The sequence below is a fragment of the Pseudomonas sp. B22(2017) genome, from assembly GCF_002113105.1.
In the GTDB taxonomy this organism is placed as follows: Bacteria; Pseudomonadota; Gammaproteobacteria; order Pseudomonadales; family Pseudomonadaceae; genus Aquipseudomonas; species Aquipseudomonas asiatica.
Genome location: NZ_NEJN01000008.1, coordinates 113415 through 133546 on the forward strand (window position 1 = coordinate 113415; position 20132 = coordinate 133546).

At 64.4% G+C, this 20132-nt stretch carries 18 protein-coding genes; 6 read left to right on the forward strand and 12 right to left on the reverse strand.

Translation table 11 applies throughout. The annotated features are described in order from the left end of the window. Positions 1–110: 110 nt before the first annotated feature. From CAG18_RS17375 to CAG18_RS17395, 5 genes are all read right to left on the reverse strand, one after another. A complete protein-coding gene (locus CAG18_RS17375; RefSeq protein ID WP_085721261.1) occupies positions 111–1283 on the reverse strand; it encodes an MFS transporter in 1173 nt (390 codons plus the stop codon). 14 nt (positions 1284–1297) lie between these two features. Continuing rightward, a complete protein-coding gene (locus CAG18_RS17380) occupies positions 1298–2251 on the reverse strand; it encodes a TIGR03571 family LLM class oxidoreductase (protein WP_085721262.1) in 954 nt (317 codons plus the stop codon). Positions 2252–2255: 4 nt separating this feature from the next. Beyond that, a complete protein-coding gene (gene dkgB, locus CAG18_RS17385; RefSeq protein ID WP_061550519.1) occupies positions 2256–3059 on the reverse strand; it encodes a 2,5-didehydrogluconate reductase DkgB in 804 nt (267 codons plus the stop codon). A 294-nt stretch (positions 3060–3353) separates the two neighbouring features. Then, positions 3354–3848 (reverse strand): DUF934 domain-containing protein, encoded by a 495-nt coding sequence (locus CAG18_RS17390; RefSeq protein ID WP_013971943.1) that lies wholly within the window; start codon positions 3846–3848, stop codon positions 3354–3356. Continuing rightward, positions 3832–5484, reverse strand: coding sequence for a nitrite/sulfite reductase (locus tag CAG18_RS17395; protein ID WP_085721263.1), 1653 nt, complete (start codon positions 5482–5484; stop codon positions 3832–3834). Before CAG18_RS17395 ends, CAG18_RS17390 begins: the two co-directional genes overlap by 17 nt. 213 nt (positions 5485–5697) lie before the next feature. On the opposite strand from CAG18_RS17395, the gene CAG18_RS17400 reads away from it, so the two are divergent. Next, positions 5698–6774: an ABC transporter substrate-binding protein gene (locus CAG18_RS17400; protein WP_085721264.1), complete on the forward strand. Its 1077-nt coding sequence runs from the start codon at positions 5698–5700 to the stop codon at positions 6772–6774. Between the two features lie 263 nt (positions 6775–7037). Here the strand turns inward: CAG18_RS17400 and CAG18_RS17405 are convergent, their stop codons facing one another. Continuing rightward, entirely contained in the window at positions 7038–7253 is a 216-nt protein-coding gene (locus tag CAG18_RS17405) for a DUF2970 domain-containing protein (RefSeq protein ID WP_003256398.1), read from the reverse strand. 160 nt (positions 7254–7413) lie between these two features. Next, complete coding sequence (gene metH / locus CAG18_RS17410) at positions 7414–11121, reverse strand: methionine synthase (RefSeq protein WP_085721265.1); 3708 nt, start codon at positions 11119–11121, stop codon at positions 7414–7416. A 183-nt stretch (positions 11122–11304) separates the two neighbouring features. Here metH and CAG18_RS17420 point away from each other — a divergent pair, with 183 nt between their 5' ends. The 5 genes from CAG18_RS17420 to CAG18_RS17440 all read left to right on the forward strand — a co-directional run bounded on the left by CAG18_RS17420 (position 11305) and on the right by CAG18_RS17440 (position 16924). Then, on the forward strand, positions 11305–13605 hold the full coding sequence (locus CAG18_RS17420; protein ID WP_085721266.1) for a fatty acid cis/trans isomerase: 2301 nt from the start codon (positions 11305–11307) through the stop codon (positions 13603–13605). A gap of 208 nt (positions 13606–13813) precedes the next feature. After that, the gene (locus CAG18_RS17425) at positions 13814–14848 is read left to right on the forward strand and encodes an acyltransferase (RefSeq protein WP_054572707.1); all 1035 of its coding nucleotides are present in this window, start codon (positions 13814–13816) and stop codon (positions 14846–14848) included. A gap of 58 nt (positions 14849–14906) precedes the next feature. Continuing rightward, a complete protein-coding gene (gene nfuA, locus CAG18_RS17430; protein ID WP_003250416.1) occupies positions 14907–15491 on the forward strand; it encodes a Fe-S biogenesis protein NfuA in 585 nt (194 codons plus the stop codon). 341 nt (positions 15492–15832) lie between these two features. After that, positions 15833–16441 (forward strand): SCO family protein, encoded by a 609-nt coding sequence (locus CAG18_RS17435; RefSeq protein WP_024086651.1) that lies wholly within the window; start codon positions 15833–15835, stop codon positions 16439–16441. Then, positions 16442–16924, forward strand: coding sequence for a copper chaperone PCu(A)C (locus CAG18_RS17440; protein ID WP_015269749.1), 483 nt, complete (start codon positions 16442–16444; stop codon positions 16922–16924). A 44-nt stretch (positions 16925–16968) separates the two neighbouring features. Here the strand turns inward: CAG18_RS17440 and CAG18_RS17445 are convergent, their stop codons facing one another. The 5 genes from CAG18_RS17445 to CAG18_RS17465 form a co-directional block, all read right to left on the reverse strand. Further along, positions 16969–17196 (reverse strand): hypothetical protein, encoded by a 228-nt coding sequence (locus CAG18_RS17445; RefSeq protein ID WP_003260451.1) that lies wholly within the window; start codon positions 17194–17196, stop codon positions 16969–16971. A gap of 72 nt (positions 17197–17268) precedes the next feature. Beyond that, entirely contained in the window at positions 17269–18102 is an 834-nt protein-coding gene (locus CAG18_RS17450) for an AraC family transcriptional regulator (RefSeq protein ID WP_015269750.1), read from the reverse strand. Continuing rightward, entirely contained in the window at positions 18099–18413 is a 315-nt protein-coding gene (locus CAG18_RS17455) for an AzlD domain-containing protein (protein WP_046615691.1), read from the reverse strand. Before CAG18_RS17455 ends, CAG18_RS17450 begins: the two co-directional genes overlap by 4 nt. Further along, the gene (locus CAG18_RS17460; RefSeq protein WP_013971958.1) at positions 18410–19102 is read right to left on the reverse strand and encodes an AzlC family ABC transporter permease; all 693 of its coding nucleotides are present in this window, start codon (positions 19100–19102) and stop codon (positions 18410–18412) included. The genes CAG18_RS17455 and CAG18_RS17460 overlap by 4 nt, the downstream gene beginning before the upstream one ends. Before the next feature lie 224 nt (positions 19103–19326). Next, entirely contained in the window at positions 19327–20022 is a 696-nt protein-coding gene (locus CAG18_RS17465; RefSeq protein ID WP_015269752.1) for a hypothetical protein, read from the reverse strand. Positions 20023–20132: the final 110 nt, after the last annotated feature.

The following is a 20132-nucleotide window of genomic DNA, read 5'->3' on the forward strand; positions in this document are numbered from 1 at the left end:
GTCGCGAAAGGGCCGCAACGCGGCCCCGGGATTTCAGCTGTGATGCATAGGTTGCCGGGGCTGCGATGCAGCCCTTTCGCCAAAGGCCGCTCCCACAGGGGGGGGCTCTATCAGGCTGGGTCGGCTGCGGTTTTCCCGGCAGCCTTGCTACGCCCGCCCAGCCACACCAGCAGCAGCCCGGCAGCCGCCAGCACGCCACCTGCCATCGGCACTGCCGCATAGCCCAGGCCCAGGCTGATCACCGCACCACCCAGCGCCGCGCCCACGGCATTGCCCAGGTTGAACGCGCCGACGTTGATCGACGAGGCCAGCCCCGGTGCTTCGATGGCGGCGATCATCACCCGCATCTGCAGCGGCGGTACCACGGCAAAGGTGAACATGCCCCACACCAGCAAGGCGATGGCGGCGCCGATGTGGCTGCCGAGCACCAGCGGCATCAGCAGCATGATCACTGCCAGTGCCGCGAGGAAGATCCGCGCCGCTCCATCCAGCGACCAGTCGGCCAGGCGGCCACCCAGGCTGTTGCCCAGGGTGAAGCCCACACCGATCAGCACCAGGCCGAGGGTGACGAAACTGTCCGAGGCGCCGGTCAGTTCGGCCAGTACCGGTGCCACGTAGGTGTACAAGGTGAACATGGCGCCGGCACCGAGCACGGTGGTGGCCATTGCCAGCAGTACGCTGGGGCGTGCGATGACCGCCAGCTCCTTGCGCACGTGCGGCACGCTGCCGCGTTCACCCTTGGGCAGGGCATACCACAGCGCGGCCATGGCCAGCAGGCCCAGCACGGCGGTACCGGCAAAGGCCATGCGCCAGCCAACCTGCTGGCCGATCCAGGTGGCGGCCGGCACGCCGCCGATGTTGGCGATGGTCAGGCCCATGAACATGGTGGCCACGGCGCTGGCCTGTTTCTCCTTGGGCACCACGCTGGCGGCCACTACCGCGCCAAGGCCGAAGAACGCGCCGTGGTTGAGGCTGGTGACCAGGCGCGAGGCGAGCAGGGTGTAGTAGTCCGGCGACAGCGACGACAGCAGGTTGCCGAGGGTGAAGATGGCCATCAGCGCCATCAGCGCGGCGCGCTTGCCGAAACGGCTGAACAGCAGGGTCATGATCGGCGCACCGACCATCACCCCGATGGCATAGGCGGTAATCAGCATGCCAGCGCTGGGGATGCTGACATCGACACCTTGGGCGATCACCGGCAGCAGGCCCATCGGGGTGAACTCTGTGGTGCCGATGCCGAAGGCACCGATGGCCAGGGCAAACAGGACGCGCCCGGCTTTCATTGCGCGTGTTCCTGTCATGGGGTGGCCTCCATCAGTTGGGCTTTTGTCTCATGGAACTGTGGCAATACGTATTCGGCGATTTCGCGCAGGGTTTCGTCCAGCGGCCGCACGTTACGCCGCAGGTGCAGGCCGATATGGTCGACGCTCGCCGCCCGCAGGGCGCCGAGTTCGGTCGCCAGCGCCTTGCGGCCGCCGCGGAAACCGAAGCGCCAGCGTTGCAGCGGTTCGTCGGGGTTGTCCGCCAGGTCCAGGTGGATGAAGCTGCTGTAAGGCTTGTTGCCCGCCACCGCGCGCCAGGCGGCGACCCGGTGCCGGTGGTCGTCCGCTGTGCCGGGGTAGGCCAGGCAGCCGTCCAGGTTGCTGCCGATCCATTCCGGGCTCTGCTGGGCCAGGCCGGCTACCAGCAACGGTAGCGGCGAAGCGGTGCTGGGTAGCACGGCCACCCCTTCGGGCAGGTGGCCGTTGGCACCATCACGCAGCAGCGCGACCTGTTCGCGGAATGTGTTGCCACGCCCCTCGAAATCCCGACCGAACAGTGGGTACTCCACCGGCCGGTCACCACTGGCCACGCCCAGCAGCAGGCGGTTGCCACTGAGGCGCTGCACGCTGTTGGCCGATTTCAGGGTCAGCAGCGGTTCGCGAATCGGCAGCACCACGGCAGCCGTGCCAAGCAGGATGTCGCGGGTTACCCCGGCCAGGTAGCCGAGGTAGGCAAACACCTCGAACACCTGGGCGGCGTCGCCGAACGACGGGTCGTACAGCGGCACATCGCGGACCCACAGGGCGCGGTAGCCCAGGCGGTCGGCCAGTTGTGCCAGTTCTGCGTGGCGGGCCAGGTCCGGCTCGCCGAACTGGCGGCCATCGCGGCGCCGCGCCTGGTCGCCGGCGGGCGTCCAGTCGTGGTCCAGCGGTGCTTCCAGGCCGATGCTGAAGCCGCCAGCGGTCAGGCGTTCGAGGGGCGTGGTCATGGTATCAATCCCAGATTGGCGCCAGGCCGTCAGGGCTGACTTCGCGGCCATTGCGTTCGAGCTTGGCGATGCGTGCCATGTCGTCGGCGTCCAGCTTCAGGTCACGGGCGAGCAGGTTGCTGGCCAGGTTTTCGCGCTTGGTCGACGACGGAATCACCGCGTAGCCCAGCTGCAGGGCCCAGGCCAGGGCAACCTGGGCGACGGTGGCCTTGTGCTTGGCGGCGATGTCGGCCAGAACCGGGTCCTTCAGCACCTTGCCGTAGGCCAGGGTCATGTACGAGGTGACGGTGATGCCTTGCTCCTTGAGGAACGCGGTCAGCTTGCCGTTCTGCAGGTAGGGGCTGAGTTCGATCTGGTTGGTGGCGATTTCGCCTTCTCCGACCACTTCGATGGCCTGGCGGGTCAGTTCGATGTTGAAGTTGGATACACCGATCTGGCGGGTCAGGCCCAGCTTCTTGGCTTCGGCCAGGGCGGCCATGTACTCGGGCAGCTCAACGCCGTTGCCTGGGGCTGGCCAGTGGATCAGCAGCAGGTCGACGTAGTCGGTGCGCAGTTTTTGCAGGCTGTCGCGCAGGCTGGGGACCAGCTTGTCGGCGGCGTAGTTTTCGACCCAGATCTTGGTGGTGATGAACAGCTCGCCGCGCTTGACGCCGCTTTCGGCGATGGCCTGGCCGACGTCGGCTTCGTTCTTGTAGATCTGCGCGGTGTCGATGACGCGGTAGCCAAGTTCCAGGGCCGACTTGACCGAATCGATGACGGCTTGGCCGGTTAGGCGAAAGGTGCCGAGGCCGAAGGATGGAACGCTCATGGATCTGCTCCTGGTGAGTGAGGGGGTGAGCCGAATCGAGCTTGGTCGCTCGGGTTCGATCGCTCTTCGTGTGGGGGAGCAGTGTGCGGCTTTGAGGGGGATTGATTAAGGTGGGGCGGGGCCAAGGTCATTTGACCGGGAGGCAAGAATAGGTCGCTGTGCCGTGACTGTTGCTGGGGGAATGCAGGATAAACCTGTACCGGCCTCTTCGCGGGTTCACCCGCGAAGAGGCCGGTACAGGAAAATGAAACGGCCCGCCATATAGGCGGGCCGTCTGGCATTGCAAGGTGACGATCAGCGCCGGCGGAACAGCGGCAGCGGCTCGTCGGTGGCAGCCTGGTAGGTCACCGAGAAGTCCTTCAGGCTTTGCAGCGCGTCTTCCGGGTCCTTGTCGGCACGGATGGCGAACGCGTCAAAGCCGCAACGGGCCATGAAGAACAGCTGGTCGCGCAGCACGTCGCCAATGGCGCGCAGCTCGCCCTTGAACTTGTAGCGGTCACGCAGCAGGCGCGCATTGGAGTAGTTGCGCCCGTCGGTGAACGCCGGGAAGTTCAGTGCGATGACCTGGAAGTGCTGCACGTCTTCGCCGATTTCTTCGGCTTCTTCGTCACTGTCCAGCCATATGCCCAGCCCGCCGTCACGGGCTTTGAGCGCATGGGCATGGTCGCGCCACATCTGCAGCGGGACGATGTAGTCGTCGCAGTTGGTCAGCTCGTCAAAGGACGTTTCCTTGGGCAGCAGATGCCAGGTTTCGTCGACGATCTGGTTGTTCTTAATGATTCGCTGCATAGACGCGTTCCTTGAAGGGGTCGATGCCGATACGCTGGTAGGTGTCGATGAAACGCTCTTCCTCGGTACGTTGCTCGACGTACACGGCGATCAGCTTCTCGATCACATCGGCCATGTCATCCTGGGCGAAGGACGGGCCGAGGATCTTGCCAAGGCTCGCGCCACGCGCGGCATTGCCGCCCAGCGACACCTGGTAGAACTCCTCACCCTTCTTGTCCACGCCGAGGATGCCGATATGGCCCACGTGGTGGTGGCCGCAGGCGTTCATGCAGCCGGAGATGTTCAGGTCGATCTCGCCGATATCGAACAGGTAGTCCAGGTCGTCGAAGCGGCGCTGGATGGATTCGGCGATCGGGATCGACTTGGCGTTGGCCAGCGAGCAGTAGTCACCGCCCGGGCAGCAGATGATGTCGGTCAGCAGGCCGATGTTCGGCGTGGCGAAGCCGTTTTCACGCAATTCCAGCCACAGGGCATGCAACTGACGCTGCTCGACGTCGGCAAGAATGATGTTCTGCTCGTGCGAGGTGCGCAGGAAACCGAAGCTGTAGCGCTCTGCCAGGTCGGCCACGGCGTCCAGCTGCTTGTCGGTGATATCGCCAGGTGCAACGCCGGTGGGCTTCAGCGACAGGGTCACGGCCACGTAGCCCGGGCGCTTGTGGGCGCGGGTGTTGCGCGAGCGCCAACGGGCGAAGCCTGGGTACTCGGCGTCCTGCGCGGCGTAGTCGACGTTGTCCAGGGCCAGGTAGGCCGGGTCGACGAAGTGGCGCGATACACGCTGCACTTCGGCTTCGGTCAGGGTGGTGCTGCCGCCGCGCAGGTGGACCATTTCGGCCTCGACCTTCTCGGCGAACACTTCCGGGGTAAGGGCCTTGACCAGGATCTTGATCCGCGCCTTGTACTTGTTGTCACGGCGACCGTAACGGTTGTACACGCGCAGGATGGCGTCGAGGTAGCTGATCAGGTCCTGCCACGGCAGGAACTCGTTGATGAACGAGCCCACCACCGGGGTACGGCCCAGGCCGCCACCGACCAGTACCCGGAAGCCCAGCTCGCCAGCGGCATTGCGCACCGGCTCCAGGCCGATGTCGTGCACTTCGATGGCGGCGCGGTCTTCCTGCGAGCCGTTGATGGCAATCTTGAACTTGCGCGGCAGGTAGGCGAATTCCGGGTGGAAGGTGGTCCACTGACGGACGATTTCGCACCACGGACGCGGATCGACGATTTCGTCTGCGGCCACACCGGCGAACTGGTCGGTGGTGGTGTTGCGCAGGCAGTTGCCGCTGGTCTGGATCGCGTGCATCTGCACGGTGGCCAGTTCGGCGAGGATGTCCGGGATGTCCTCCAGGGCCGGCCAGTTGAACTGCACGTTCTGGCGGGTGGAGATGTGGGCGTAGCCCTTGTCGTAGTCGCGGGCGATCCTGGCCAGGGTGCGGACCTGGGTGGCGTTCAGCTGGCCGTACGGCACGGCGACGCGCAGCATCGGCGCGAAACGTTGGATGTAAAGGCCGTTCTGCAGGCGCAGAGGGCGGAATTCTTCTTCGCTCAGCTCACCGGCCAGATAGCGGCGGGTCTGATCACGGAACTGCTTGACGCGGTCCTCGATGATCCGCTGATCGTACTCGTCGTATACGTACATAAAAGTCCTGTCTCAGGCATGCAGCTATTCGCGCGCACGGCCGCGCACTCCGCTTCGGAGCCGGGGAACGATAGCAGGTTGCGTTTATGCGCTAAAGTGATGTTTTTGCATATGAAAAGAACCAAATGGACTATGTGAGACTGACTGCCATTTGTGCGCTGGGCGTGGCTTGGCGTTTATAATCCGGCGTTTGCTTCGCAGGGATGTCAGCCCATGCTCAAGGCGTTGTGCCAAAGCTTGTGTCTTGCCTTGCCGCTGGCGGCAAGTGCGCAACCGGCTTCGGTGGTTTTCCTCAACCCGGGGCTGTCCACCGAAACGTTCTGGACCAGTTATACCCGCTTCATGCAGGCCGCTGCAGACGATCTGGGCATGACCCTGCACGTGGAATACAGCGAACGCCGCGCCGACCTGGCGCTGACCCAGGCCAGGGCGATCCTGGGCGGACCGCAGCGGCCGGATTACCTGGTCCTGGTCAATGAGCGGTACGTGGCGCCGGAGATCATCCGCCTGTCGCGTGGCACCGGTGTCAAACTGTTCCTGGTCAACAACGGCCTGACTGCCAGCCAGGCCCGTAGCATCGAGGCCCAGCCGGACAAGTATGCCGAGCTGCTGGGCACCTTGACGGCCAACGACGAGCAAGCGGGTTTTGAGATGTTGCACCAGATGGTCGCGCAATTGCCCCGCGACAGTGGGCCGGTGGACCTGCTGGCGTTTGCCGGGGTCAAGACCACCCCGGCCTCGCAGCTGCGCGAGGAGGGCATGCGCCGCGCCCTGGCCGACTTCCCCCAGGTGCGCCTGCGCCAGGTGGTATATGGTGGTTGGAGCCGCCAGCGCGCCTACGAGCAGGCGCAGCAACTGGTGGAGCGCTACCCGGCCACCCGCCTGGTATGGTCGGCCAACGACGAAATGGCCTTTGGTGCCATGCAGGCGTTCGAGGAGGCAGGGCGCAAGCCGGGGCGCGATGTGCTGTTCAGCGCCATCAACAGCTCGCCCGAGGCCCTGCATGCCCGTATCGACGGGCGTCTTAGCGTGCTGATGGGCGGGCATTTCACCCTCGGCGGCTGGGCCATGGTGATGCTGCACGATGATGCCCAGGGACTGGCGGTGAACCGCGACGGCCTGCGCGAGCATCGCATACCGGTGTTGCAGTCGATTGACCAGGCCAAGGCAACCCGTTGGCTGAAACTACTGGAACGGCCCGACTACGGTATCGATTTCCAGCATTACAGTGCCGAAGGGCGGCCGCCCGACTACCAGTACCCATTTCTGACATCACCGATCAATTATTGAAAGACCCTGCTTGAGGGAAGGGCATTGCTCGTCTTAACTGCTGGTGGTGAAGTGCATTCCCATAACCACTACAAGAGGCAATGCAATGGGAAACTCAACCAAGGTCCGCAAAGCTGACAGCAGCGTCGATGCCTGGGCGATCCTCTGCCTGATCATTCTGGTGGTGGTCACTGCCGTGTATTGGGTCAGCCACCAGTAGACTTGTATTCAAGACCGTGATGCAGCCAGAGCGCCTGCGGGAGGGAGTCCCGCAGGCGTTCTTGCTAGCGCGCAAGGTGCAGGGCCAATTGCACCAGGCCGATCAGTACGGCAATGAACACCAGGGTGAACAGCGTCCCCAGCGCAATGAAATGGCTGGCCTTGCCGTGGGTGAAGTCGCGGGCGCGGTTCTTGCCGCTTTGCACGCCGAAGGCGGCAGCGAGGATGCTGTGCAGCATCTGCCAGAAGGTAGGGGGCTTGCCCTGGCTGGAATCGTCCATGGTGGCTCCTGAGGAAATCAGAGGCAATCAGGGACAGTGTAGGTGGCTATTGGGGCTGCTGTGCAGCCCATCGCGACACAAGGCCGCTCCTACAAGGGATTGCATTCTCCTGTAGGAGCGGCCTTGTGTCGCGATGGGCCGCAAAGCGGCCCCAAGGGTCTTAGCTGTCGTAACCCAGGTTAGGCGCCAACCAGCGCTCGCTGACACTCACATCCTGGCCCTTGCGCGCGCTGTAGCGCTCGATCTGGTCCTTGTCGACCTTGCCCACCGCAAAGTACTGCGCCTGCGGGTGGGCAAAGTACCAGCCGCTGACCGCCGCTGCCGGGAACATCGCAAAGTGGTCGGTGAGGAACACGCCGCTCGGCCCGGTCTCACCGATGGCAGTGCCATCAAGCAGGCGGAACAGGGTTTCCTTCTCTGTGTGGTCCGGGCAGGCCGGGTAGCCGGGGGCCGGGCGGATGCCGCGGTACTGCTCCTTGATCAGCGCCTCGTTGTCGAGGTGTTCGTCGCGGGCATAACCCCAGTGCTCTTTACGCACCTGCTCGTGCAGCCATTCGGCACAGGCCTCGGCCAGGCGGTCGGCCAGGGCCTTGACCATGATCGAACTGTAGTCGTCGCCCTTGTCCTGGTAGGCCTTGGCCACTTCCTCGGCACCGATGCCGGCGGTAGTGATGAAACCGCCCACGTAGTCGGTAACGCCAGTGGCCTTCGGCGCGACGAAGTCGGCCAGCGACCAGTTGGGCTTGCCGTCCGGCTTGATGGTCTGCTGGCGCAGGTGGTGCAGCGTAGCCAGGGCCTGGCCGTCCTCGCCGTACACTTCGATATCGTCATCGGCAACCTGGTTGGCCGGCCAGAAGCCGAACACTGCGCGGGCGCTGATGAGTTTTTCGTCGATCAGTTTGTCGAGCATCTCGCGGGCATCCTTGTACAGCGCCGTCGCCGCCTCGCCGACCACTTCGTCGGTGAGGATGCGCGGGAACTTGCCGGCCAGGTCCCAGGAGATGAAGAACGGGGTCCAGTCGATGTACTCGGCCAGCGTGCGCAGGTCGATGTCTTCCAGCACCTTGACGCCGGTGAAGGAGGGCACCGCTGGCTGGTAGCCAGCCCAGTCGTACTGCGGCTTGGCGGCGATAGCCTGGGCGTAGCTCAGGCGCTCGGTGCGGGCACTGCGGTTGGCGGTGCGCTCGCGTACTTCTTCGTATTCCTGGCGGGTCTTCTCGACGAAGCCGGCTTTCAGCTCCTTGGACAGCAACTGGGTGGCAACACCTACCGCGCGCGAGGCGTCGGTGACATAGACCACGGCGTCATTGCTGTACTTGGGCTCGATCTTGACCGCGGTGTGCGCCTTGGAGGTGGTGGCGCCGCCGATCATCAGCGGCAACTGGAAGCCCTGGCGCTGCATTTCGCGGGCCACGTGGACCATCTCGTCCAGCGACGGCGTGATCAGGCCGGACAGGCCGATGATGTCGCACTTCTCGTCGCGGGCGGTTTGCAGGATCTTCTCGGCCGGCACCATCACGCCGAGGTCGACGATGTCGTAGCCGTTGCAGCCCAGCACCACGCCGACGATGTTCTTGCCGATGTCGTGCACGTCGCCTTTTACCGTGGCCATCAGGATCTTGCCCTTGGCTTCCGGCTTGTCGCCTTTCTCGGCTTCGATGAACGGAATCAGGTGCGCTACCGCCTGTTTCATCACGCGGGCCGACTTGACCACCTGGGGCAGGAACATCTTGCCCGCGCCGAACAGGTCGCCGACCACGTTCATGCCATTCATCAGCGGGCCTTCGATCACTTCGATCGGGCGGGCGCACTGCTGGCGGCATTCTTCGGTGTCTTCGACGATGAACGCGGTAATGCCCTTGACCAGCGCGTGCTCCAGGCGTTTTTCCACCGGCAGCGAGCGCCACTCTTCGTTTTCCACTTCCCTGGTTGCGCCGCCGCCCTTGTAGTCGTCGGCAATGGCCAGCAGTGCGTCGGTGCCATGCGGGGTGCGGTTGAGCACCACGTCCTCGACCTTTTCACGCAGTGCAGGCGGGATCTCGTCGTAGATCTCCAGCTGGCCGGCGTTGACGATACCCATGGTCAGGCCGTTCTGGATCGCGTGGTACAGGAACACCGAGTGGATGGCTTCCCGCACCGGGTTGTTGCCACGGAAGGAGAACGACACGTTGGACACACCGCCCGAGCTCAGGGCGTGCGGCAGGTGGTCGCGGATGTAGGCGCAGGCCTCGATGAAATCGACGGCGTAGTTGTTGTGCTCTTCGATGCCGGTGGCGACGGCGAAGATGTTCGGGTCGAAGATGATGTCTTCCGGCGGGAAGCCCACTTCATTGACCAGGATGTCGTAACTGCGTTGGCAGATCTCTTTCTTGCGCGCGGCCGTGTCGGCCTGGCCGACTTCGTCGAAGGCCATCACCACCACGGCAGCGCCATAGCGCTTGCACAGGCGGGCGTGGTGCTTGAACTGCTCGACGCCTTCCTTCATGGAAATGGAGTTGACGATGCCCTTGCCCTGTATGCACTTGAGGCCCGCTTCGATCACTTCCCACTTGGACGAGTCGATCATGATCGGCACGCGCGAGATGTCCGGCTCGCCGGCGATCAGGTTGAGGAAGCGGACCATGGCGGCCTGGGAGTCGAGCATCCCTTCGTCCATGTTGATGTCGATCACCTGGGCGCCGGCCTCGACCTGCTGCAGGGCGACTTCCAGGGCTTCGGTGTAGTTCTCTTCACGGATCAGCCGGGCGAACTTGGCGGAGCCGGTGATGTTGGTGCGCTCGCCGACGTTGACGAACAGCGACTGGCGGTCGATGGTGAACGGCTCCAGGCCCGACAGGCGGCAGGCCTTGGCGATTTCCGGAATCTCGCGCGGCTTGTACTTGGCCACGGCCTCGGCGATGGCCTGGATGTGGCCAGGGGTGGTGCCGCAGCAGCCGCCGATGATGTTGAGGAAGCCGCTGGCGGCGAACTCCTCGACCACCACGGCCATTTCCGCCGGGGTTTCGTCGTATTCACCGAAGGCGTTCGGCAGGCCGGCGTTGGGGTGGGCCGAGACATGGGTGTCGGCCTTGGTCGCCAGCTCTTCCAGGTACGGGCGCAGGTCCTTGGCGCCGAGGGCGCAGTTCAGGCCCACGGAAATCGGCTTGGCGTGGCGCACCGAGTTCCAGAACGCTTCGGTGGTCTGGCCCGACAGGGTACGGCCCGAGGCGTCGGTGATGGTGCCGGAGATCATGATCGGCAGTTCGATGCCGTCTTCCTCGAACACCTGCTGCACGGCGAAGATCGCCGCCTTGGCGTTGAGGGTGTCGAAGATGGTCTCGATCAGCAGCAGGTCGGCGCCGCCCTCGATCAGGCCGCGGGTGGCCTCGATGTAGTTCGTTACCAGCTCGTCGAAGGTGACGTTGCGGTAGCCGGGGTCGTTGACGTCCGGGGAAATCGAGCAGGTGCGGCTGGTAGGGCCGAGCACGCCGGCGACGAAGCGCGGCTTGTGCGGGGTTTCCAGGGTCTTGGCATCGGCCACCTGGCGGGCGATGCGCGCGCCCTCGACGTTCAGCTCGTAGACCAGCGACTCCATGCCGTAGTCGGCCTGGGAAATCTGCGTGGCGTTGAAGGTGTTGGTTTCGAGGATATCGGCGCCGGCATCCAGGTAGGCCTTTTCGATGGCGGCGATCACATCCGGGCGGCTGAGCAGCAACAGGTCGTTGTTACCCTTGACATCGCTTGGCCAATCGGCGAAACGCGTGCCACGATAGTCGTGTTCCTCGAGCCGGTAGCTTTGGATCATAGTACCCATGCCGCCGTCGAGGATCAGGATGCGCTCTTTGAGTGCGTTCTGGAGTGCTTGGAGACGAGCGCTGCGGTCGGACATAGGAACTACCTGGTCGGGCAAATTTCAGAAGGTGCAGAATCATAACAAAGCTGCGCGGTTTTTAGGCGTATCGCCCATTTGCATGAAAATGGCTCATGTTGGGCGGGCGTCGGCGAAGCAGGGCACCCAAGGACGACCAGGCAACAAATCGTGATGGCTTTCAATACCCAGGACTTTCCGCACATGGTGCATCGTATTCTTGCCGGCGTTTTCGCCCTGCTCATCAGCAGTGTGGCGTTCGGGCAAGCCCCCCAGTCGAGCCCGGCTATTTCCTACACCCGGGACATTCAACCGATCTTCACCGAGAAATGCGTGGCCTGCCACGCCTGCAACGACGCCGCCTGCCAGCTGAAGCTGGAAAGCCCCGAAGGTGCAGTGCGCGGCGCCACCAAGGTTCCGGTGTACCAGGGCGAGCGCAGCAAGGCAGTGCCCACCACGCGGCTGTTCTACGACGCCCACAGCGAGGGCGAGTGGCGCAAGAAGGGCTTCTACTCCGTGCTCGACAACCAGGGCAGCCAGGCCGCGCTGATGGCGCGCATGCTCGAGCTGGGGCACAAGACCCCGCTCACGCCAAACGCCAAGCTGCCCGAGGAAATCGTCCTGGGCCTTAACCGCAACAACATGTGCCCGTTGCCGCATGAGTTCGATGCCTATGCCGGCGCCCACCCCAAGGAAGGCATGCCACTGGCGGTGACCGGCCTGACCGACAAGGAATACGACACCATGCGCCGCTGGCTGGCCGCCGGTGCGCCGGTCGAGTACCAGCCGATCAAGCCAAGTGCGGCCGAAGCCAAGCAGATTGCCGACTGGGAAGAGCTGCTCAACCGCCCGGGTTCCACCGAGGCGCTGGTCGGCCGCTGGCTGTACGAGCACCTGTTCCTGGCGCACATCTATTTCGTCGGTGGCGAGCAGGGCCACTTCTTCCAGTGGGTACGTTCGCGTACACCGAGCGGCCAGCCGGTCGACCTGATCGCCACGCGCCGCCCCAACGACCCGCCGGGCACCGACTTCTACTACCGGTTGATCCCGGTGCAGGGCGTGATCGTGCACAAGACGCACATCACCTACCCGATGGGGCCGCAGAAGCTCAAGCGGGTCAAGCAACTGTTCTACGCCGGCGACTGGCATGCCACCGCGCTGCCAGGCTACGGCCCGCGCCACCGGGCCAACCCGTTCGAAACCTTCGAAGCGATCCCGGCCGTGGCGCGCTACCAGTTCATGCTGGATAACGCCGAGTACTTCGTGCGCACCTTCATCCGTGGCCCGGTATGCCGTGGGCAGATTGCCACCGACGTGATCCGCGACAACTTCTGGGCGTTGTTCCAGGAGCCGGCCCACGACCGCTACGTCACCGATGCCAAGTACCGTGGCGAGGCCACGCCGCTGCTGGCCATGCCTGGGCAGATCGATGACGTGGGCAGCGTGCTGAGCCTGTGGCACGCCTACCGTGACAAGCGCAACGAGTACGAAAAGCTGCGCCGCGAAGCCTATGCCGACATGCCGGCACCGGGCTGGGCGACGCTGTGGGCCGGTAACGACAACGCGTTGCTGAGCATTTTCCGCCACTTCGACAGCGCCTCGGTGACCAAGGGCCTGATCGGTGATGTGCCGCTGACCGTGTGGCTGTTCGACTACCCGTTGTTCGAGCGCACCTATTACCAGCTGGCGGTCAACTTCGATGTGTTCGGCAACGTCTCGCACCAGTTGCAGACGCGCCTGTACTTCGACCTGATCCGCAACGGCGCCGAGGTCAACTTCCTGCGCCTGATGCCGGCCGACCAGCGCAAGGCGATCCTCGGCGACTGGTACCAGAACAGCGGCAAGGTGAAGATGTGGATGGATTATGAAGACATCGACACCGACACCCCGAGCGGCATCCAGCTCGACCCGCGCAACCCCAAGCGCGACTTCGGCCTGAAGCTGTTGCAGCGTACCGGCAGCCTGAATGCCGCGCCTGACCCGATCAACCGCTGCCAGGGCGCGTTCTGCTCGCGGCCACAGGTGAGCGAAGAGTTCCGCAATGCCGAGCAGTCGCTCAGCCGCCTGGTGTCGCGCCCGGCTGCCGGGTTGAAGGTGATCAACCAGCTGCCCGAAGCGACCATGCTGCGCATCGAAGGGCAGGGCGGCCAGCGCCAGGTGTACAGCCTGCTGCGCAACCGCGCGCACAGCAACGTGGCGTTCCTGCTGGGCGAGGCGTACCGCTACCAGCCGGGGCTGGATACCCTGACCCTGTACCCGGGTGTGCTCAGCAGCTACCCCAACTTCATCTTCAACATCCCGACCAGGGATGTGCCGGAGTTCGTCGAGGACATGGAGTATGCGAAAGATGACCCGGCCAGGTTCGAGCGCATCGTCATGCGCTGGGGTGTGCGTCGCAGTCACCCAGAGTTCTGGCGCTACTTCCATGACCTGAACAGCTTCATCAAGGAGACCGAACCGGTCGAGGCGGGCGTGCTGGACATGAACCGCTACGAGAACCTCTGATCGGTTGGGCTGACCTTTCCGATTACCCTGCGGTCGGAACCGATGGGTGGTCCGGGGGCTGCTGTGCAGCCCAATCGCCGGCAAACCAGCTCCCACAAGGGCCGCACATGCCTGAAGGCTGCGCAGTACTTGTGGGAGCTGGCTTGCCGGCGATGGAGCGCAACGCGCTCCCCAAGGCCTCAATGCACCGGCAATTGCAGGGTTCTCCATGCTGTATTCGCTTCAAGCACTGCGGGCGTTCGCCGCCTGGGTGGTGGTCTGCCACCATTTCATGCAGATCTTCTTCGACTTCCAAGCCTCCGGCCCCATCGGCCAACTGCTCACTGACCGCGGCGCCGCAGGCGTCGACATCTTCTTCGTCATCAGCGGGCTGGTCATCTACCTGTCGACTTGCGACAAGGCCATCGAGCCTCGCCAGTTCCTGCTCAACCGGGCGCTGCGTATCGTCCCGGCCTACTGGTTCTACACGGCGCTGATGGCAACCCTGCTGCTGGCCTTCAGTCAATGGATGCCGCACCAGGCATTCACCTGGCACCACCTGCTGCTGTCGCTGCTGTTCATTCCGGCAGAAAACCCCGGTGGCTACGGCTTGTACCCGACCCTGAACGTGGGCTGGACGCTGAACTTCGAGATGTTCTTCTACCTGCTGTTCGGCCTGGCCTTCCTGGTGCGCCAGCGTCATCACCAGTTGCTGGTCACCGCCGCGCTGCTGCTGGCCAGCGAGATACTGGGCCGACTGGGCGTGCTCAGCCGCTTCTACAGCAACGACATCATCTACGAATTCCTGCTCGGCATCGGCCTGGGCGTGCTGCACCGTCGCGGGCTGATCCACCAGGGCCGCTGGCTGCCATTGGCATTGCTGGCGGTGGCAGGCCTTGCCATCTACCACCTGGACGCTTCCCGGCGCTTGCTGCACTGGGGCGTGCCGAGCGCAATGATCGTGCTGGCCTTCGTCGCCCTGGAGCCGGTGTTCCGCGGCAACCGGGTGCTCAAGGCGCTGGGCGACTGTTCGTATTCGGTGTACCTGGTCCATGTGCTGGTGCTGTACGCCGGCTGGTTCGCCAGCCAGCGCCTGCAGTTGAACCCGTACCTGGTGTTCGCCCTGTGCGTGCCGTCCATTGGACTAATGTCGTGGTTCAGCTACCAGTGGCTGGAGCGCGGCCTGTACCGGCGCATGCAGGCCTGGCTGGCGGCGCCACGGGGGCAGGCCCCTGAATATGCGCTTTCCCGAGTCAAATACTAGGACTTTGTTCGAAGGCCGGGTTGGCGTACACTTGGCCGCAAGTCTGTGAGGAACCTACATGAGCGCTATAACCATTACCGACGCCGCCCATGACTACCTGGCCGATCTGCTCTCCAAGCAGAACACGCCTGGCATCGGCATTCGCATTTTCATCACCCAGCCGGGCACCCAGTACGCCGAAACCTGCATCGCCTACTGCAAGCCGGGCGAAGAGAAGCCTGACGACACCGCCGTGGGTCTGAAGAGCTTCACCGCTTACCTGGACGCGGTCAGCGTGCCGTTCCTGGAAGACGCACTGGTCGATTATGCCACCGACCGCATGGGTGGCCAGCTGACCATCAAGGCGCCGAATGCCAAGGTGCCGATGGTCAACGAAGACAGCCCGATCAACGAGCGCATCAACTATTACCTGCAGACCGAGATCAACCCCGGCCTGGCCAGCCACGGCGGCCAGGTGAGCCTGGTGGATGTTGTCGACGACGGTATTGCCGTGCTGCAGTTCGGTGGTGGTTGCCAAGGCTGTGGCCAGGCCGACGTGACCCTGAAGGAAGGCATCGAGCGCACCCTGCTCGAGCGTATTCCCGAACTCAAGGGCGTGCGTGACGTGACTGACCACAGTCAGAAAGAGAACGCCTACTACTGAGGCAGACGCGGTCTGTTGCGTGTGGGAGCGGCCTTGCGTCGCGAAGGGCTGCGGAGCGGCCCCAGCAATATCAGCTTCGCCGCCAATACCCCGGGGGCTGCTACGCAGCCCTTTCGCGACGCAAGGCCGCTCCCACAACGACCGCACAACCTGGTCAGGCCTTAGCAACAAAGTGTTACTGTTTCAACCCCTGCGACAACAGGCCGCAGCCCGTATTCAAAGGGCTGCAGCCGATCCTTGCCTTCGTCGGGTAGAACCCCTCGGGGTGTCGTGCCAGAATGCCCCGGTTTTTCGACCGGCCCGTCCCGAGGGCCGGCACCTTCCCTGTAAAGGATGGTTTCATGAATGATCTATATACCCGGCGCGCAGTTGTCGCCGGGATGGGCGTTCTCGGGCTTGGCCTGCTGGCAGGCTGCAGCCCGGCCCGGGGGCTCGAGTTCAAGTACGGCAAGAACATGAGCAACGAAATCCTTGGGCGCAAGTTCAGCCTCAAGGACACCCAAGGCAATGTGCGCACCCTGTCGAGTTTCTACGGCAGCATGCCGATGATCTTCTTCGGCTTCACCCAGTGCCCGGCCGTGTGCCCGACCACCCTGGCGCGCGCGGCGCAAATCCGCAAGCTGCTGCGCGGCCGCGATCGCGACCTGTTCCAGGTGGTGTTGATTACCCTGGACCCGGAACGTGACACCCCCGAGGTGCTCGATGCCTACGTGAAGGCGTTCGACCCGTCGTTCACCGCGCTGACCGGCACCCCCGAGGAAATCGCCGCGGTGGCCAAGGAATTCAAGGTGTTCTACGAGAAAGTCCCGGCCGGTGATACCTATACCGTCTCTCACTCGTCCACCAGCTACGTCTACGATACGCGTGGCACCCTGCGCCTGAGCCTGGGCCATTCCCTTACCGCCCAGGAATGCGCCGAAGACCTGGTCACCCTGATGGAGATCTGCTGAATGTCGATGCAACCGATCAAGCGCGGCCTGGCTGCCCTGGTCCTGATGGGCCTGGCGCTGCCGGCCCTGGCCCAGACCACCGTAAGTGACGCCTGGGTGCGGGCGACCGTGCCGCACCAGCAGTCCACCGGTGCCTTCATGACCCTGACCGCCAGCAGCGACAGCAAGCTGGTGGGCGTGGCTTCGCCTGTGGCCAAGACCGTGCAGGTGCACGAGATGACCATGAACGGCGATGTGATGGGCATGCGTGAGGTCAAGGCGGTCGAGTTACCGGCCGGCAAGGCGGTGACCCTCGACCCGAATAGCCTGCATGTGATGCTGATGGGCCTGAACAACCAGGTGAAGGAAGGCGAGAAAGTGCCGCTGACCCTGACCATCGAAGATGCCAAGGGGGCCAAGGAAACCCTGGACGTGCAGGCCGAAGTGCGTGCGCTCAACGCCGAGGCGGGCGGCGGGCATGATCACATGCACATGAAGCACTGATCAGGCTGAACCCTTTGGGGGCTGCCAGGCAGCCCCCGGTTCAATCAGCTGCGAAACTTGGGCAGCGGTCTGTCCAGGGTCAGCGAGGTCAGGGTCTTGCGGACCTGGGCCTCATCAGCCTCCAGAGCCTTGAGGCTTGCGCGGATCTTGCCGGCGGCGGGCACGTCGCCCTGCCGGTCGATCCAGTCGGCTATCTCCTTGCAGGCACTGCTCAGGCAGGCCTGGCGCTGGTTCATCAGCGACAGGAGGGTGGTGAGCTCTCTTTCGGACATGGCAGGATCCTCCATTCAGCCTTGTCAGTGTAGCAGTGGCTGGCCGGCCTGCCTGAGGCCGGCTGTCGCAGCTCAGCCTTGCAGGCAGGCGCTGCGATAAGCCCCTGGCGTTACCCCGTAGGCCTGCTTGAACTGCCGGCTCAAATGGCTCTGGTCGGCAAAGCCCAGGTCGAACGCCACTTCCGAGGCCACCCAGCCACGCTTGAGCATTTCCCGCGCACGGGCCAGGCGCCGCTGTTTCAACCAGGCATGTGGCGGCAGGCCAGTGGCCTGGCGGAACACCCGGGCGAAGTGGAACGGTGACAGGTTGACCGCCGCCGCCAGGGCTTCGAGCGAGGGTGGGTCGGCCAGTTGGCTTTCCAGCAGCTCACGGGCGCGGGCCACTGCCAGCGGTTCGTGGCCAGGGGTGGCAGGATCGGCGCATTGCCCGTGCCGTTGCACCAGGGCCAGCACCGCCTGGCGCCAGGCGGTCTGCTGCTGCAGGGCACTGGCGCCGGCTTCGGACAGCTGGTGCAACTGGCTGAAGGCAAGCGCCAGGGCCGGGTCGTGGATCACGCTGTCCTTGAAGCTGGGCATGCCGTGGCGGCCCAGTTCCAGTTCGTCGAGCACCCCGGTTACCCGTTCATGTTCCGGGTAGAACCCACGGTAGCGCCAGCCCGCTTCGTGGGCGGTGGCACCGGTGTGCAGCTCGTCGGGGTTGATCAGCACCATGCTGCCGACCGGCGCCAGGTGCTCACTGCCGCGATGCCAGAAGCGCTGTGCGCCCGACTCGATCACGGTGAACACATAGCCTTCATGCACATGCGGGGCGAAGCGCTGCTGGAAATAACGCGCGTGCAGCATCTCGACGTCGCCCAGTGCCGGCGCCTGCCAGAGGTGTGTCTGTTCGCGCAGGGGCGTGCTCATGCCAGCCAGCTGCGCAAAAGGAAGAAGATCAACATGCTCACCAGCATGCTCAGCAACACGCTGCGGGTCAACAGCACCAGGGCGATGGCCACCAGCGAACCCAGCAGGTAAGGGTTGAGCAGGCTCAGGTTCAACTGATGCTCGGGCATGAAGATGATCGGGCCGCAGATTGCGGTGAGCATGCCCGGCACGGCAAAACCGAGGAACTGCCGGGCGTTGGAGCTCAGGCGCAAGGGCAGGCGCGGCTCCAGGAACGCATAGCGGTTGAGGAACACGATGGCGCCCATGGCAAGAATCAGGACCCAGGTCATGCGCGGGCTCCGGCGAATTTCTGGCAGACGAAACCGGCGCTCATGCCCAGCAGGCCTGCGGCCACCAGGGCGGTTTCCCAGTGCCAGTAGCTGAACAGCACCGAACAGAACAGCGACACCGCCACGCACACCAGCGTGGCCAGGTTGCGCACCAGCGGCGCGATCAGGGCGACGAAGGTGGCGACAATGGAAAAGTCCAGGCCGAGCTGGTCCAGGTGCGGAATGTTCTGCCCCAGCAGGATGCCGGCCAGGGTGAACAGGTTCCAGGCGACGTAGAAGGTCAGGCCCACGCCCAGGGCGTACCAGCGGTTGAACTGCTGCTGGTCGTACTGGCTGGTCAGGGCGAAGAACTCGTCGGTGAGCAGGAAGCCCAGGCCCAGCCGCCAGCGCAGCGGCTGGCTGGACAGCACCGGGCGCATCGTCAGGCCATACAGCAGGTGCTGCGAGGTCAGCAGCAGGGTGGTCAGCAGGATCGACGCCAGGTTGGCGCCGCCCTTGAGCATGCCGATCGCCACCAGTTGCGCGGCACCGGCGAAGACGATGGCCGACAGCCCTTGCCCCTCCCAGGCGCTGAGGTTGGCCTCGATGGCCATGGAGCCGGCCAGCAGGCCCCAGGGGGCGACGGCCAGGGACAACGGGAGAATGGCGATGGCGCCGTGGAGAAAGGCTTGGCGGGCGATGTGGGGCATGGTGGCTGCAGTGCGTGTACGTTGGCAGGCCAGCATGCCAGACGGGGCGGGGGATGGCTTGAACGATCTTGCTATGCCTGGGCACGGTCCCTTGTAGGAGCGGCCTTGTGTCGCGATGGGGCGCGCAGCGGCCCCGGCAATATCTGCGGCGAAGCTGAAATCCTGGGGCCGCTGCGCGCCCCATCGCGACACAAGGCCGCTCCTACACAGAAACCGCGTCCGTGTTACGGATGGCTGGTCAGGTGCTGCTGCGCCGTCACGCAGCCGTTGGTGTCCACGGCCTTCTGCAGCAGGCTCTGGCGGTGCTGCGGGTCCAGGTCGCCGAGCAGGCGGTATACCTCGGCCTGGTAGTCACGCTGGCGCCCCCACTGCATTTCCAGGCCTTGTGGCCGGTTGCGGTTGCAGGCCAGGTGCGTGGCCGGTTGCGGGTAGTAGGGCGCATACACGGTGGCCATGTTGGGGATGGCCTCCAGCGCAGTACGGTACTCGTTGCTGGCGTTGTAGGGAGGGCACCAGGTGGCGATGGCCGGCGCTGGTGCGGCAAAGCCCTGCCTGAGGCTGGCTTCGAGCAACGGGCAGGCGGCATCCGGGATTTGCGCGGCGGGCAGGTAGGTCATGTAGTACAGCGCCAGGCGGTACTGTGCGACCGGGTGGCCCAGCTCCACGGACTTTTTCAGCAAGGCGACCGCGGTCGGCAGGGTGTGGGCCATTGCCTGGCCCTGGCGGCTGAGCTCCGGGTCGCCGCCGATGGCCGTGCGCAGCGTGCTGGCGCCGTCGTCCTGGTTGTCGGCCTGCTCCAGCAGGGGCAAGGCCTGGCGGTAGAGCAGGTCGGCATGAGGGTCGATGCGCACTTCCAGCGCGTGCGCAGCCAGTGGCATCAGGGCGATCAACAGCGGGGGCAAGCGAAGCATGCGGCTCACAGGCAAGCTCCAGAGGGTGCCAGGTACTGATGGAAGGCTTCGATGTTCATGGCGGTCAAGCGTGCGCCTCGGGCAGATCGGAACGACGGCCTATTCTAGCCACCCAAGGG

Coding starts and splice junctions, on each gene's coding strand:
- CAG18_RS17375 (WP_085721261.1), bottom strand. CDS start 1,283: ATGAAAGCCGGGCGCGTCCTGTTTGCCCTGGCCATCGGTGCCTTCGGC.
- CAG18_RS17380 (WP_085721262.1), bottom strand. CDS start 2,251: ATGACCACGCCCCTCGAACGCCTGACCGCTGGCGGCTTCAGCATCGGC.
- dkgB (WP_061550519.1), bottom strand. CDS start 3,059: ATGAGCGTTCCATCCTTCGGCCTCGGCACCTTTCGCCTAACCGGCCAA.
- CAG18_RS17390 (WP_013971943.1), bottom strand. CDS start 3,848: ATGCAGCGAATCATTAAGAACAACCAGATCGTCGACGAAACCTGGCAT.
- CAG18_RS17395 (WP_085721263.1), bottom strand. CDS start 5,484: ATGTACGTATACGACGAGTACGATCAGCGGATCATCGAGGACCGCGTC.
- CAG18_RS17400 (WP_085721264.1), top strand. CDS start 5,698: ATGCTCAAGGCGTTGTGCCAAAGCTTGTGTCTTGCCTTGCCGCTGGCG.
- CAG18_RS17405 (WP_003256398.1), bottom strand. CDS start 7,253: ATGGACGATTCCAGCCAGGGCAAGCCCCCTACCTTCTGGCAGATGCTG.
- metH (WP_085721265.1), bottom strand. CDS start 11,121: ATGTCCGACCGCAGCGCTCGTCTCCAAGCACTCCAGAACGCACTCAAA.
- CAG18_RS17420 (WP_085721266.1), top strand. CDS start 11,305: ATGGTGCATCGTATTCTTGCCGGCGTTTTCGCCCTGCTCATCAGCAGT.
- CAG18_RS17425 (WP_054572707.1), top strand. CDS start 13,814: ATGCTGTATTCGCTTCAAGCACTGCGGGCGTTCGCCGCCTGGGTGGTG.
- nfuA (WP_003250416.1), top strand. CDS start 14,907: ATGAGCGCTATAACCATTACCGACGCCGCCCATGACTACCTGGCCGAT.
- CAG18_RS17435 (WP_024086651.1), top strand. CDS start 15,833: ATGAATGATCTATATACCCGGCGCGCAGTTGTCGCCGGGATGGGCGTT.
- CAG18_RS17440 (WP_015269749.1), top strand. CDS start 16,442: ATGTCGATGCAACCGATCAAGCGCGGCCTGGCTGCCCTGGTCCTGATG.
- CAG18_RS17445 (WP_003260451.1), bottom strand. CDS start 17,196: ATGTCCGAAAGAGAGCTCACCACCCTCCTGTCGCTGATGAACCAGCGC.
- CAG18_RS17450 (WP_015269750.1), bottom strand. CDS start 18,102: ATGAGCACGCCCCTGCGCGAACAGACACACCTCTGGCAGGCGCCGGCA.
- CAG18_RS17455 (WP_046615691.1), bottom strand. CDS start 18,413: ATGACCTGGGTCCTGATTCTTGCCATGGGCGCCATCGTGTTCCTCAAC.
- CAG18_RS17460 (WP_013971958.1), bottom strand. CDS start 19,102: ATGCCCCACATCGCCCGCCAAGCCTTTCTCCACGGCGCCATCGCCATT.